Below are 13,899 nucleotides of genomic sequence, written 5' to 3' on the forward strand. Positions count from 1 at the left end.
CCTCAGATGCGTGTGTCCACCTTGCCGCAGAACGCGTCCACCGGGCTGGTGGCGGTGAAGGCGTCCGCTCCGGCGGAGAGCTTGGCGACCAGCGCGTCCAGCGTGGCCGGTCTGTCGTCGTAGGTGTTGATGTAGACGGGCACCTGCGGGGCATCCACCAGGACGAACGGCGAGTTGACCGAGACGAACGCGCTCGGGATCTCGTGCACGTACCACGGGACGTCCGGCGTGCCCTTGGCCGGCGGCCACGACACCCGCTCGACGACCTGCATGGCTCCCGACACGTCCGCCACGGCGAGGATGAGGTCGTGGGCGGCCGTGATTTCGGCGATCGGACGCTTGGCGGAGTACATCCTCATCACGGCGCCCATGCGTTCGGCCTGCGGTAGCTCCATGATCTGGTCGATCATGGACTCGTAGATCGTGACCTCGTGGCCGGCCGCCCGCAGGCGGTCGGCGATGGCGTCCCACGCCTTCGCCGCGCCCATGCCCGAGAACGCGCCGGCGAGCGCGCTGGGGAACCCCTTGGTCGGGATGATCAGCACGCGCGGGTAGCGCTCGGGCGTGATGGGCAGGATGTCGGGCTGGGTGTTCTTCACCAGGGTGATGCCCGCCTCGGACGCCTGGCGCAGCAGGTCGGTGTTCTCGGGGAGCCCGACGACCTCGAGCGCCTCGGGGCCGGGGACGATCTCCTCGCCAGCCTTGGTGTGGAGACCCAGCGACGCCTTGAGGCCGAGGATGCGCGTCAGCGCCTCGGTCAGCCGCTCCTCGGTGATGACGCCGTTGCGGTAGCCCTCCATCATCCAGCGCAGGTCCTCCTCGGGGTCGTTGAAGAAGAGGAACATGTCGCAGCCCGCCGCGATCGCGCGGGGCACGTAGTCACGCCGGGCCATGCGCCCGGTCAGGCCCACCATGTGGGAGGCGTCCGTCAGGGTCACGCCGTTGAAGCCCAGCTCGTCCCGCAACAGCTGCGTGGTGATCTCGTACGACAGCGACGCCGGCATGAGGTCGGCGACCTGGGTGTCGGGCGAGAAGTGCTTCTGGTACTCCGGCAGCATGATGTGGCCGACCATGATCGACTGCAGGCCGGCATCGATGAGCTCGCGGTAGACATGGCCGAAGGTCGCGTCCCACTGCTCCACCGTCATGTCGTTGACGGCCGAGGACAGGTGGTGGTCGCGCTCGTCCACGCCGTCGCCGGGAAAGTGCTTGGCCGCGCACGCCACACCGTGTTCCCGCGCCCCGGCCACATACGCCTTGCCGTACTCGGCGACCAGCTCGGGGTCGTTGCCGAAGCAGCGCTTGCTGACGATCGGGTTGCGCCAGTTGTGGAGGATGTCGACCACCGGGGCGAAACTCCAGTTGCAGCCGGCCGCCGCCGACTCGAGCCCCGAGACGCGGCCCAGTTCGTGACCCCAGCGTGGATCGTGCACGGCGCCGAGCTTGACCGCGTCGGAGACGAACGTGCCGTCGGCGAACGCACCGTTCGCCCCGGACTCCGCGTTGACGGCGATCAGCAGGGGGATCTTCGCGTTCGTCTGCAGGATCCGGTTCTGCTCCTGCACCTCCGCGGCCCGGCCACCGTTGTACCGGAAGCCCCCGAACCGGTACCGGGTGACGATGTCGGCGAGGTAGTCGGGGTCGCGGTTGTCGCCCATCATGATGTACAACTGGGCGATCTTCTCCTCGTCGCTCATCGCGGCGATCGTGTGGTTCACCCACGCGATCGCCGACTCGTCGAGGTGGTAGGGGGCCGCTGACAGATCCACCATGACGCACTCCTCAGGGCTGCGGTGATCGACAGCCTCGGGACGCCCCGCTCCGACCGCTGGACATTGCTGAACATCCCGCGCGAGATCGGGCGAGAGTCCCTCCGTGCAGCCCGAAGGGAGGGATACTGAGGGATGGACGCGATGGACATGGTGAACGAATCGTCGGTCAATCCCCCGATCGTCGTCGGCGTCGACGGATCGGCGACGGGGGACGCGGCCCTCCGCTGGGCGGCACGCCTCGCGAAGAGCTTGGACTGCTCGCTGTGTGCGGTGTTGGTCTGGCAGGACGTCTCGGCGGGAACCTCAGAGGTGGTGATCCCGCCCGTGGACTGGCAGGCGCTGGGTGAACGCACCATGGAGGAGAGCCTCACGAGGGTGTTCGGCGACGATCGGCCGGCAGGGCTGACGACCAGCGTGGTCGAGGGACACCCGAGCCACGCCCTCGTCGAGGCCTCACGCGACGCGACGATGCTCGTCGTCGGAAGCCGCGGCCACGGGGGCTTCGTGGGTCTGCTGCTCGGCTCGGTGAGCGGCGCAGCCATCGCGCACGCCCACTGCCCCGTGCTCGTGGCCCGCTGAGTCGCCGACCCGCGCGCCCGCTCCCTTCCCCGGCCGCCCGCCTAGCCGAGTTCGGCCACCAGCGCGGCGCCGCGGTCCATCAACTCGTCAAAACGTCCGGCATCCAGGATCGGGACCCCGAGGGACTCCGCCTTGGCGTACTTCGACCCGGAGGACTCGCCGGCCACGAGCACCGACGTCTTTCTGGACACCGACCCCGACGCCTTGCCGCCGCGCGCCTCGATGGCCTCCTGCGCGGTCTCGCGGGTGTGGCCGGGAACCGCGCCGGTGACGACGACGGTCATCCCGGCCAACGTCTGCTCGACCGCCTCGCCAGCCCCCGCCCCGCCCGGCCCGTCGGTGCCCATCACCGCGCCGGCGGCCAGCCACTTCGCGACGATGGCGCGGTGCCAGTCGACCGCGAACCAGTCGGTGATGGACGCCGCGAGCGTGGGTCCGATGCCGTCGACGGCCGACAACTCCTCGACCGTGGCGTCCGCCAAAGCCCGCACGCTGGGGAAGGCCCTCGCCACGTCCGGGGCCACCCCCTTGCTCACGTGGCGGATGGACAGCGCGACCAGGAACTTCGCCCACGGGCGGGTCTTGGCCTCCTCCAGGTTGGCCAGCAGCTTGTGTGCGTTCGCGGTGAGGACGCGTTCCTTCGTCTTCGGGTCGGTGCGCGTGAAGAACGGCACCGTCAGGAGCTTGTCGGCGTCCAGGTCGAACAGGTCGCCCTCGTCGGTCAGCAGTCCGGCTGAGAGGAGGGCGTCCGCCGCCTTGGCGCCCAGCACCTCGATGTCGAGGGCGGCGCGGGAGGCGAGGAAGAACAGGCGCTCGCGCAGCTGCGCCGGGCAGGAGCGGGTGTTGGGGCAGCGCAGGTCCCTGTCGCCCTCGCGCATCTCGACCAGGGCGGTTCCGCAGCTGGGGCACGTGGTGGGCATGACCCACTCGGGCAGGCCCTCGGGGCGCAGCGGGAGCACCGGCCCGAGGATCTCGGGGATCACGTCACCGGCCTTGCGGAGGATGATCGTGTCGCCGGGACGGACGTCCTTGCGCTTCACCTCGTGGGCGTTGTGCAGCGTTGCCATCTCGACGGTCGAGCCGGCCACCAGCACGGGCTCCATGACGCCGTAGGGGGTCACGCGGCCGGTCCGTCCCGTGTTGACCTCGATGCGCAGGAGCTTGGTGTTGACCTCCTCGGGCGGGTACTTGAAGGCGATCGCCCACCGCGGCGCCCGCGAGGTGTACCCCAGCGCGGACTGACGGGCCCGCTCGTCGACCTTGAGGACGACCCCGTCCATCTCGTGCTCCAGGTCGTGGCGTCGCGCCGCCATCTCCTCGATGTACGCCAACGCCGACGCCAGGTCGGGCACGACGCGGGTGTGGGGGCTGGTGGGGAGCCCCCACGAGCGGAGGTGGACGTACGCGTCCGACAACCGCTCGATGTCGGGTCCGCTCGTGACGCCGAGGCCGTGGCTGAGGAAGCGTAGGTGACGGGACGCCGTGACGCGCGGATCCTTCTGACGCAGCGAGCCGGCGGCGGAGTTGCGCGGGTTGGCGAAGCGTGGGCGTCCGGCCTCGTCGAGGGAGTCGTTGAGCGCCGCGAAGTCCTCCGGCCGCATGAAGACCTCGCCCCGCACCTCGACCAGGTCGGGCGCGCCGGCGGCCAGGGTGAGCTGGATGTCACTGATCGTGCGGACGTTGGCCGTCACGTCCTCCCCGACCCGCCCGTCCCCACGGGTGGCGGCGCTCACCAGTCGCCGGTCGCGGTAGACGAGGTCGAGCGCGAGCCCATCGATCTTGACCTCGCACACGAGCGGTGTCTCGCCGCCCAACCGGGCGTACCACCGTTCGACCTCCTCGGTCGTGAAGGCGTTGTCGAGGCTCATCATCGGCTGGAGGTGCTCCACCGGCGCGAAGGTGGTCGACACCGCCCCGCCGACCTGCTGGGTCGGTGAGTCGGGCGTGACCAGTTCGGGGTGGGCCTCCTCCAGCGCGGTCAGTTCGACCATCAGGGCGTCGAAGGTCGCGTCGGTCAGGTCGGGAGCATCCAGGACGTAGTACTGGAATCGCGCGTCGTTGATCTGCTGCGCGAGCTCGGCGTGGCGGGTGCGAGGATCGGTCACGGTGAGAAAACTACTCGGTGGGACCGACGGTCACACCGGTGTGCGTCGCGTCACCGCTGGAGGTCGCCACTCACCCGCTCGGCGGTGGTCACCAACGAGCGGAGCACCTTCGACACCTCGGATGCGCTCCAGCTCGCGAGGCCGCACGCCGGCGTCAGGACGACGCGATCGACGATCAGCGGACCGAGGTCGAGGGGGCGGAGGGCGCCGAGCACCTTGCGGGTCAGCGCGTCCGCCCCGATCGCCACCCCGGACGCCGTGGGCGCGGCACCCAGCCACAGGTCCCGGCCGTCCTCCAGCAGCGGACCCAGCGCGTCCCAGTCGGCGCGTGTCATCAGGTCCTGATCGAGGGACACTCCCGCGAAGCCGGCACCGTGGCGTCCGATCGCCAGGTCGACGTCGAGGCCGGGCGCGCAGCAGTGCAGGACGTGTCCGCCCACCTCGCGCAACACCTCGACGGCTTCGGGGCGGTCCACCGAGCGGTGCCGGAAGTAGCCGCCCTCGGTGGGCACCGAGCCGGCCAGGACGGACGGCAGGCCCGGCTCGTCCACCTGCAGCAGGACCTCGACGCCGGGCAGGCGACGCTCGATGTCGGCCACCAGGTCGTGGACGCCGGACGCCAACGACTGCGCGAGGTCGCGGCGCGCACCGCGGTCGCCCAGCACGCGGCCGCCGAGCGGACGGAACGTGGCGGCGGCGAGCGTCCAGGGCCCGGCGACCGAGACCTTCAGCGGCCCGGTGAGTCCCTGGGCGTTCTCCTCCAGCACGTCGAGGTCGTCGCGCAGGGCGGCCCGGGCGCGACGCTGGTCGATCCCCGGGACGGGCGCGAGCCTCCACTCCCCCGCGCTGAGCTCGGCGCCGATTCCCTCCAGCAGTCCGAGGGCCCGCCCGATCATCGCGGCCCACGGGCCGCGCGCCGGGAACTCGGGCAGCCACGGCATCGACGTCGCCTCCAGGGCCAACCGGACGCCCGCCCCCAGGTCGGTGCCGGGCAGGGAGCCGAGCGCTGAAGTCCTCATCACGGCGTCGAACCTACCCTGCGCCCGGATCGGAGGGTCGGGTCGCCCGCGGCAGCGATCCCGCGGCGGGGATCACCGACGCAGCATCCTCACGCACGACACCAGCGCCTAGGGTGGGGACAAGACCACGGCACAGGAGGAAGATCATGGGTTACGCACTCAGCACTGTCGTTCACGGCGACTTCGCCGATGTCCTGGATCGCACCAAGAAGGCGCTCGCGGAGCAGGGCTTCGGGGTCCTGACCGAGATCGACATGGCCGCCACCCTGAAGAAGAAGTTGGACGTCGACGTCCCCGCCCAGGTCATCCTCGGTGCCTGCAACCCACCCAGCGCCTACGAGGCCCTGCAGGCGGAGCCGTCGATCGGGCTGCTGTTGCCCTGCAACGTCGTCGTCCGCGCGACCGGCGAGGGCATGACCACCGTGGAGGCGATCGACCCCGACACCATGCACGAGCTGACCGGCAACGACGGGATGAAGCCGGTCGCCGAGCGGATCAGGGGCATGCTGCAGGGCACCCTGGACAGCCTGAGCGCCTGACCACGGCTCGTCCGGCGTCCGGCTGTGCGCCTCCGTCCCCACCTCGTCGTCGAGCATGACCGTGTCCTCGCCGAGCGGAACCCGCTCGCGGACGAGGACGTGCACTTCTCGCGGGACATGGTCACTGCCGTCCTCGAGGACCTCACCCGCCCCGGCGACCGTGTCCTGGATCCCTTCGCCGGCTTCGGGACGACGCTGCAGGTCGCCGAGGCCCTGGGGAGGCACGCCGTGGGGGTCGAACTCCTGCCGGAGCGCTGCAGGATCGCTGCCGCGGCCGCGCCGGCGTCCGTCGTGGTGCAGGGCGAGGCAAGAAGGCTGACCTCCCTGGTCGAGGGGCCGTTCGACCTCGTCCTGACCTCGCCGCCCTACATGGCGACGGACGACGGCCCCGAGGACCCCCTGTCCGGCTACACCGGCACGACGTCCTACGAGCGCTACCTGCGCGAGCTCCGGGGGATTCTGTCCCAGTGCCTGGACCTCCTCAGCCCGCAGGGACACCTGGTGGTCAACGTGGCCAACATCGACAGCGGGTCGACCTTCACCCCGCTGGCCCGGGACGTTGCAGTGCTGCTCGGTGAGGTGGGTCACCTGACCCAGGACGTCGTCGTGTCCTGGGACCGCCTGTGGCACGACCTGGCCGACGACCACCTGCTGGTCGCCCGCCCGCACGAGGGCTCGCCGCACGCGTCGTCCCGGTAACGTGAGGCAGCAACGGGACGCGGTGTTCCCGCCACACCGAGAGCGGGGGGACATGAACGAGCGCAGCACGTACTTGCTGGTGGACGGGGAGAACATCGACGCCACCCTGGGCAACTCCATCCTGCAGCGGCGTCCGGCCCCCAATGAGCGGCCACGCTGGGAACGGCCCCTCCAGCACCTCCGCAACGAGTGGGGCCAGCCCGTCACCGGCCTGTTCTTCCTGGCCGCCAGCGACGGCGACCTCCCCCTGCCGTTCATCCAGGCGCTCACCGCGATCGGGTACCGCATCATCCCGCTGTCGGGGACTCCCGACCAGAAGGTCGTCGACATCGCCATCCAGAGGACGTTGGTCGCGTTGCGCAACCGGGAGGCCGACGTCGTCCTCGCCTCGCACGATCGCGACTTCCTCGTCGACTTGGAGGCCCTGATCGACGGGCGTCGCGTCGGCCTGATCGGCTTCGAGGAGTTCATGAGCGGCGGCCTGCGAGACCTGCGGGCACGTGGCGTCCAGTTCTTCGACCTCGAGGCCCACATCGGCGCGTTCAACGAGCGGCTGCCCCGCCTGCGGATCATCCCGATCGACGAGTTCGACCCGGCCGACTACCTCTGATCAGGAGGCGGCGGAGATCGTCGCCGACCCGACCACGAGGTCGCCGTCGTACAGAACGGCAGCCTGGCCGGGCGCGATGCCGAAGGCGGCCTCGTCCAACGCGATCCGGACGCCGTGGGCGTCCGCCCCGATCGTGGCCGGCAGGGGCGCCCCATGGGCACGCACCTGGACCACACCTCGCCACTCGCCGAAGCGCGGTGACGCGACCGCCCAGGTCGGCCGGATGCCCTCGATCCGCGAGACGGCCAGCGCCTCGTGGGGTCCGACGGTCAGCGTGTTCGTGACCGGTGAGATGTCGAGCACGTAGCGCGGCTGCCCGTCCGCCGAGGGCACGCCCAACCGGAGTCCCTTGCGCTGCCCCACCGTGAACTGGTGGTGACCCGAGTGCGTGCCGACGACCGTGCCGGTGGTGTCCACGATCGTGCCCTCCCGCTCTCCGAGCGCGCGGTTGAGGAAGCCTGCAGTGTCGCCGTCGGCGATGAAGCAGATGTCGTGGGAGTCCGGCTTGGCGGCCACGCGCAGCCCGAGAGTCGCGGCCTCGGCGCGGACGTCCGCCTTGACGGACCCGTACAGGGGGAAGAGCGAACGCCGCAGTTGCGCCTGCGTCAAGACCCCCAGCACGTAGCTCTGGTCCTTGGCCTCGTCGGCGGCCCGGTACAGCGAGGCCTCGTCGCCGTCGAACTCCAGGCGTGCGTAGTGGCCCGTCGCGACCGCGTCGAAGCCCAACGCCACGCCGCGTTCGAGGACCGCGGCGAACTTGATCTTCTCGTTGCACCGCAGGCACGGGTTGGGCGTCCGGCCGGCCGCGTACTCGGCCACGAAGTCCTCCACGACGTCGGCATGGAAGCGATCGGAGAAGTCCCACACGTAGAACGGGATGCCCAGAACGTCCGCGACGCGGCGCGCGTCGTGGGAGTCCTCCAATGAGCAGCAGCCGCGCGAACCCGACCGGTACAGCTCGGGGTTCCGGTTGAGGGCCAGGTGGACCCCCGTCACGTCGTGGCCCTCCGCAACCAGGCGCGCGGCGGCGACGGAGGAGTCCACTCCCCCCGACATCGCCACGAGCACCTTCACGTCGGGCGAGTCTACGCGGGCAACACCCCGCGGGCCCGCGCGACCGCATCCGGCCACGCGGCCAGCAGGGCGCCGACGTCGGCGTCCGTGGTGGTGTGGCCGAGCGAGAACCGGACGGACGACACCGCGGCCGCCTCCCCCAGCCCCATGGCGAGCACGACCTCGCTGGGTTGGTGGACGCCCGCCGTGCAGGCCGACCCGGTGGAACAGTCGATGCCGACGGCGTCCAGCAGCAGCAGGACGTCGTCGGCACGGGCTCCGTCCACCGTGACGTGGCAGATCGCGGGGCTCGTGTGGTCCCCGCCGTTGACGCGGACGTCCGACACCGCGGTCAGGCCGGCGGCCAGGCGCCGGCGCAGTGCGTCCAGCCGGCGCGACTCGGACGCCAACGCACCCACGGACGCCGCAGCGGCCGCGGCGAACCCGGTCGCGAGGGCCACCGGCACGGTGCCCGAGCGGAGGCGTCGTTCCTGCCCGCCGCCGTGGCTGACGACGGCCAGCGGGGCGTCGCGTCGCACGACGAGGGCGCCCACGCCGACAGGCCCGCCGAGCTTGTGGGCGGACAGGCTCAGCGCGTCCAGACCGGACTGGGCGAAGGAGCAGCGCACGTGTCCGAGCGCCTGCACGGCGTCGCTGTGGGCTCGGACGCCCGCCCGCCGGCACTGCTCCACGAGGTCGGCGATGCGCTGGATCGTGCCGGTCTCGTTGTTCACCCACATCACCGAGGCCCACCCCACCTGGTGCGAGATCTCGGCCAGCGCCTCGGGCTGCAGCAGCCCGTCGGCATCCACGGGCAGCCGGATCCCGCGCTCACCCAGGGCTCGGACGGCGTGCGAGACCGCGGGGTGCTCGACGGCGGACGCCGCCACCAAGGGTCGCCCGTGCTCGGCGCCCCACAGGGCCGCCCCGGCGATGACGATGTGGTCGGCCTCGGTGCCGCCGCTGGTGAACACCACTTCGGTGGGGTGGGCATCCACGGCGTCGGCCAGTTGTTCACGGGCGTCCTCGAGCAGGGCGCGCGCATGGCGTCCACTGCCGTGCAGCGAGCTGGGATTGCCGATCGCTTCCCAAGCAGCGAGCATCGCTGTTCTGGCCTCGGCACGGAGAGGGCTCGAGGCCGCGTGGTCGAGGTAGTGGCGTGGCACGGGTCACCTCCTGATCCACGGAAGTCTAGTGGGGGGCGAATGGACCGCCCTGTTGGGATGCGGCAGAATGGATTGTCCGGCCTTCGCAGGGGCCGACTTCCCGGCCCACCCGGATTCGCCTCGTCGAAAGGGATTTCGTGCGTCTGACGCTGCCCAGTCCGGTGTACTCCTCGGTGCTCGGAGCCCGTGTCGTCGCCGGCGGCACGCGCTTCGCACTGTGGGCCCCGCGCGCGACGCGGGTCGAGTTGGCGTTGGTCGACACCGACCGTCGACAGACCAACCACGACCTCACCCTCACCGACGGAGGCGTCTGGGAGGTCTTCGTCGCCGGGGTCGGCGCGGGCCAGCGGTACGGCTACCGCGTCCACGGCCCGTGGAGCCCGAAGACCGGTGAGCGGTTCAACGCCTCCAAGCTGCTCGTGGATCCGTACGCACGCGCGATCACCGGGGGCGTCGACTATGCCGGTCCGATCAGCGACCACACCCCCGAGTCGAACTACCTCCCGGATCCGCGGGACTCGTTCGCCTCGGTCCCCCTGAGCGTCGTGGTGGCCGACACCCCGCCCCCGCGCCCGCTCGCCGAGCCGCTCGGCGCCGAGGACCTCGTGGTCTACGAGACGCACATCAAGGGCTACACGCAGCTCCACCCGGCGGTCCCGGAGCACCTGCGCGGCACCTACGCGGGCATGGCCTACCCGGCGGTCATCCAACACCTCAAGCACCTGGGTGTGAACGCGGTGGAGTTCCTGCCGCTCCACCACTTCGTGTCGGAGCCGTTCGCCATCGGCAAGGGCCTGGTCAACTACTGGGGCTACAACACGTTGGGCTTCTTCGCCCCGCACGCCCCCTACTCGAGCTCAGGCACGCTCGGCGAACAGGTCGACGAGTTCAAGGAGATGGTCTCGGCGCTGCACGACGCGGGCATCGCGGTCATCCTCGACGTGGTCTACAACCACACGGCCGAGGGCGGCCACGAGGGCCCGACGCTGAGCTTCCGCGGCATCGACCACGCCGGTTACTACCGCCTCACCTCCGACATGCGCAACGACTACGACGTGTCCGGCACGGGCAACGCCGTGGACACGTCGGTCGAGGGCGTCCTCGACCTCGTCCTCGACTCGCTGCGGTACTGGGTCACCGAGATGGGCGTGGACGGCTTCCGCTTCGACCTGTGCACCACGCTGATCCGTGACGAGGAGCACCACGTCCGCCAGGACCACCCCTTCAAGCGGGCCATCGCCGAGGACCCGGTCCTCTCGAAGGCGATCCTGATCGCCGAGCCGTGGGACCTCGGCCCGTACGGCTACCAGGTCGGCCGCTGGGGCCAGGGTTGGAGCGAGTGGAACGACCGTTTCCGCGGCTTCACCCGCGACTTCTGGCGCGGCGCCGTCCAGGGTGTCGAGGAGCTCGCCACCCGGCTAGCCGGCTCGGCCGACATCTTCGACCACGACGGGCGCCCGGTCACCAGCTCGGTGAACTTCGTCACCGCCCACGACGGCTTCACCCTGAGGGACGTGGTCACCTACGACCTCAAGCACAACGAGGCCAATGGTGAACGCAACCGCGACGGTGCCGACGACAACCGATCCTGGAACCACGGCTATGAGGGCGAGACCGACGACGAGGCCATCAACGCCGCCCGCCGCCGCACGATGCGCAACATGATGGCGACGCTGCTGCTCTCGACCGGAACCCCCATGGTGGTCGCCGGCGACGAGATGGGGCGCACCCAGCAGGGCAACAACAACGCGTACTGCCAGGACATGCCGCTGTCCTGGGTGCACTGGACCGAGCGCGACGAGTGGCAGGACCAGTTGGACCTGACCCGGACCCTGCTGGCCCTCCGCGCCCAGCACCCCGTGCTGCGCCCGCGCGCCTTCCGGTCACGTCAGGAGTGCATCGGTGACCACGGTGAGGGCCTCGGCCGAACCGAGTCCGCCTGGTTCAACGAGAACGGCACCGAGATGACGATCGCCAACTGGCACGATGTCGGACGCCGCAGCCTCGGCTTCTACGTCTCCGACCAGACCGAGGCGTTCTACATCTTCTTCCACGCGGGCGGCCACCCCCTCTCGATCACCCTGCCGGGCGAGCCGTGGTCGAGCGGATACCGCATCGCGGCCCACACCGGGACGCCCGGCGAGTTCCCCCAGCGCGCCTTCGTGCCGGGCCGTCAGCTCGAGATCCCCGGGCGAACGGTCGTGGTCATGAAGGCCACGGTGGTCCGGCGACGACGGGCGGCGGAACTCCGGCGCTGACGTCCCCCGTGCAGTAGCGTGGGCCGTGTGACGCAGCGCCATGTGACCCAGTCCCCGTCCACCGCCACGGCACGCCGGAAGGCCGGCTCCACCACGAAGCCGGCGCCCGTGCCGGTCGACCTGTCGCCGGCCAGGACCGTTGTCCGGGGCATCGGCCGCATCCCCGTGGTGAAGGTCTCCCCCGTCATTGAAGGGGGCGCCTACCCCGCCAAGGCGACCGTCGGCGAACTGGTCCCGATCCGGGCGAAGGTCTTCCGCGAGGGGCACGACGCCGTCAACGCGTCCGTGATCCTCACCGACCCGTCCGGTCGCAAGAGCCGCCACGACATGACCCCCGTGGAGCCCCGCGGCCTCGACCCGTGGGAGGTCTGGGTGCGCTTCGACACCGAGGGGGCGTGGACGTTCCGCGTCGAGGGGTGGTCCGACCCGTGGGGCACGTGGCTCCACAACGCCGAGGCGAAGCTGCCCGCCGGCGTCGACATCGAACTGCTGTGCCTCGAGGGTCGCGACCTCTTCGAGCGCACCGCGAAGGTCGCGGACGCCGCCGGCGACCCGATCGAGGCGTCCATCCTGCGTGCGACCGCCCAATTGCTCATCCCGCAGCGCCCGGCCGAGGACCTCCTCGACGTCGCCACCGGCTCCGGACTGGGCAAGGCCATGCGCAAGTACGGCCCCCGCGAGATGGTGTCCCCCACCGCCGACTTCCCGATCTTCGTCGACCGCAAGCAGGCGCTGTTCGCCAGCTGGTACGAGTTCTTCCCCCGGTCGGAGGGCGCGACGTACGACGAGAAAACGGACACGTGGACGTCCGGAACCTTCGACTCCAGCCACGCGCGCCTCGAGGCCGCGGCGGCCATGGGCTTCGACGTCATCTACTTCCCGCCGATCCACCCGATCGGCAGCGCCTTCAAGAAGGGCAAGAACAACAGCCTCGACGCCACCGACAAGGACCCCGGTTCCCCGTGGGCCGTCGGCTCGTCCGAAGGCGGCCACGACGCGATCCACCCCGAGCTGGGTGACTGGGCGTCCTTCGACCGCCTCGTCGCTCGCGCCAAGGAGCTCGGCGTCGAGATCGCGCTCGACTTCGCACTGCAGGCCAGCCCCGACCACCCGTGGGTCAAGGAGCACCCGGAGTGGTTCACCACGCGGCTGGACGGCACCATCGCCTACGCCGAGAACCCGCCGAAGAAGTACCAGGACATCTACCCGATCAACTTCGACAACGACCCCGAGGGCATCTACAACGAGGTCCTGCGCATCCTGCGCCTGTGGATGAGCCACGGCGTCCGAATCTTCCGGGTCGACAACCCGCACACCAAGCCGGTGCAGTTCTGGGGCTGGATCTTCGACCAGATCCGCGCGACCGATCCCGACGTCCTCTTCTTCGCCGAGGCGTTCACCAAGCCCGAGATGATGCACGCCCTGGGCAAGGTCGGCTTCCACACGAGCTACACGTACTTCACCTGGCGCGTCACGAAGTCCGAGATCATCGAGTACATGCAGGAGCTCTCGCGGGAGATGGATTCGTTCTACCGCCCGAACTTCTTCGTCAACACGCCCGACATCAATCCGTTCCACCTCCAGACGGGCAACCCGGCGATCTTCTCCATCCGCGCCGTCCTCGCGTCGATGCTGTCGCCGGCCTGGGGCGTCTACTCCGGCTTCGAACTGTTCGAGCACGAGCCCAACGCCCCCGGGCGCGAGGAGTACCTCGACTCGGAGAAGTACGAGTTCCGCCCGCGCGACTACGACGCGCAGCCGAACCTGAACATGCTCCTCGGCACCCTGAACTCGGTCCGCCGCCAGCACCCCGCCCTGCAGCAGCTGCGCCGGATCGACTTCCACACCACGCCGCACGACAAGATGCTCGCGTTCTCCAAGCGTGACGGAGACGACCGCGTCCTCGTCATCGTGTCGCTCGACCCGGACAACACGATCGAGTCCGAGGTGCACCTGGACATGACGAAGCTCGGGCTCAGCCAGGACGCGCCGCTGCACGTGCGGGACGAGCTCACCGGAGCGGAGTTCACCTGGGGCGCGCGCAACTTCGTCCGCCTGACACCGGCGCAGCCGGCCCACATCCTGGCCGTGCTCTGATC

Annotated in this window: 11 protein-coding genes; 6 read left to right on the top strand and 5 right to left on the bottom strand. The window is 70.4% G+C overall.

The genetic code is table 11. The annotated features are described in order from the left end of the window. Window positions 1-2: 2 nt before the first annotated feature. Entirely contained in the window at window positions 3-1,772 is a 1,770-nt protein-coding gene (locus tag AC5YDV_RS03995; RefSeq protein ID WP_496184076.1) for a glycoside hydrolase family 3 protein, read from the bottom strand. Between the two features lie 132 nt (window positions 1,773-1,904). On the opposite strand from AC5YDV_RS03995, the gene AC5YDV_RS04000 reads away from it, so the two are divergent. After that, complete coding sequence (locus tag AC5YDV_RS04000) at window positions 1,905-2,351, top strand: universal stress protein (RefSeq protein ID WP_496184077.1); 447 nt, start codon at window positions 1,905-1,907, stop codon at window positions 2,349-2,351. Window positions 2,352-2,392: 41 nt separating this feature from the next. On the opposite strand, the gene ligA is transcribed toward AC5YDV_RS04000, so the two are convergent. After that, window positions 2,393-4,456, bottom strand: coding sequence for an NAD-dependent DNA ligase LigA (ligA, locus tag AC5YDV_RS04005; RefSeq protein ID WP_496184078.1), 2,064 nt, complete (start codon window positions 4,454-4,456; stop codon window positions 2,393-2,395). Between the two features lie 50 nt (window positions 4,457-4,506). Beyond that, window positions 4,507-5,478 (bottom strand): uroporphyrinogen decarboxylase/cobalamine-independent methonine synthase family protein, encoded by a 972-nt coding sequence (locus tag AC5YDV_RS04010; protein WP_496192335.1) that lies wholly within the window; start codon window positions 5,476-5,478, stop codon window positions 4,507-4,509. A 143-nt stretch (window positions 5,479-5,621) separates the two neighbouring features. Here AC5YDV_RS04010 and AC5YDV_RS04015 point away from each other — a divergent pair, with 143 nt between their 5' ends. The 3 genes from AC5YDV_RS04015 to AC5YDV_RS04025 are packed head-to-tail and all read left to right on the top strand — an operon-like array spanning window position 5,622 to window position 7,323. Then, window positions 5,622-6,014 carry a DUF302 domain-containing protein gene (locus AC5YDV_RS04015; protein ID WP_496184080.1) on the top strand — a complete coding sequence of 131 codons (393 nt, stop codon included), beginning with the start codon at window positions 5,622-5,624 and terminating at the stop codon, window positions 6,012-6,014. 24 nt (window positions 6,015-6,038) lie between these two features. Continuing rightward, window positions 6,039-6,713 carry a TRM11 family SAM-dependent methyltransferase gene (locus AC5YDV_RS04020; protein ID WP_496184081.1) on the top strand — a complete coding sequence of 225 codons (675 nt, stop codon included), beginning with the start codon at window positions 6,039-6,041 and terminating at the stop codon, window positions 6,711-6,713. 52 nt (window positions 6,714-6,765) lie between these two features. Continuing rightward, the gene (locus AC5YDV_RS04025) at window positions 6,766-7,323 is read left to right on the top strand and encodes an NYN domain-containing protein (protein ID WP_496184082.1); all 558 of its coding nucleotides are present in this window, start codon (window positions 6,766-6,768) and stop codon (window positions 7,321-7,323) included. Here AC5YDV_RS04025 and mnmA read toward each other — a convergent pair whose 3' ends face one another. Continuing rightward, window positions 7,324-8,397, bottom strand: a complete 1,074-nt coding sequence (mnmA, locus tag AC5YDV_RS04030; RefSeq protein ID WP_496184083.1) for a tRNA 2-thiouridine(34) synthase MnmA — start codon at window positions 8,395-8,397, stop codon at window positions 7,324-7,326. Between the two features lie 11 nt (window positions 8,398-8,408). Next, on the bottom strand, window positions 8,409-9,542 hold the full coding sequence (locus tag AC5YDV_RS04035) for a cysteine desulfurase family protein (RefSeq protein WP_496184084.1): 1,134 nt from the start codon (window positions 9,540-9,542) through the stop codon (window positions 8,409-8,411). A 137-nt stretch (window positions 9,543-9,679) separates the two neighbouring features. Between AC5YDV_RS04035 and glgX the strand changes: the two genes are divergently transcribed. Both glgX and AC5YDV_RS04045 read left to right on the top strand, forming a co-directional pair. Then, window positions 9,680-11,800 (top strand): glycogen debranching protein GlgX, encoded by a 2,121-nt coding sequence (gene glgX, locus AC5YDV_RS04040; protein WP_496184085.1) that lies wholly within the window; start codon window positions 9,680-9,682, stop codon window positions 11,798-11,800. A gap of 108 nt (window positions 11,801-11,908) precedes the next feature. Beyond that, window positions 11,909-13,897 carry an alpha-1,4-glucan--maltose-1-phosphate maltosyltransferase gene (locus AC5YDV_RS04045; RefSeq protein WP_496184101.1) on the top strand — a complete coding sequence of 663 codons (1,989 nt, stop codon included), beginning with the start codon at window positions 11,909-11,911 and terminating at the stop codon, window positions 13,895-13,897. Window positions 13,898-13,899 lie beyond the last annotated feature (2 nt).

Source organism: Propioniciclava sp. LT432 (assembly GCF_059515965.1).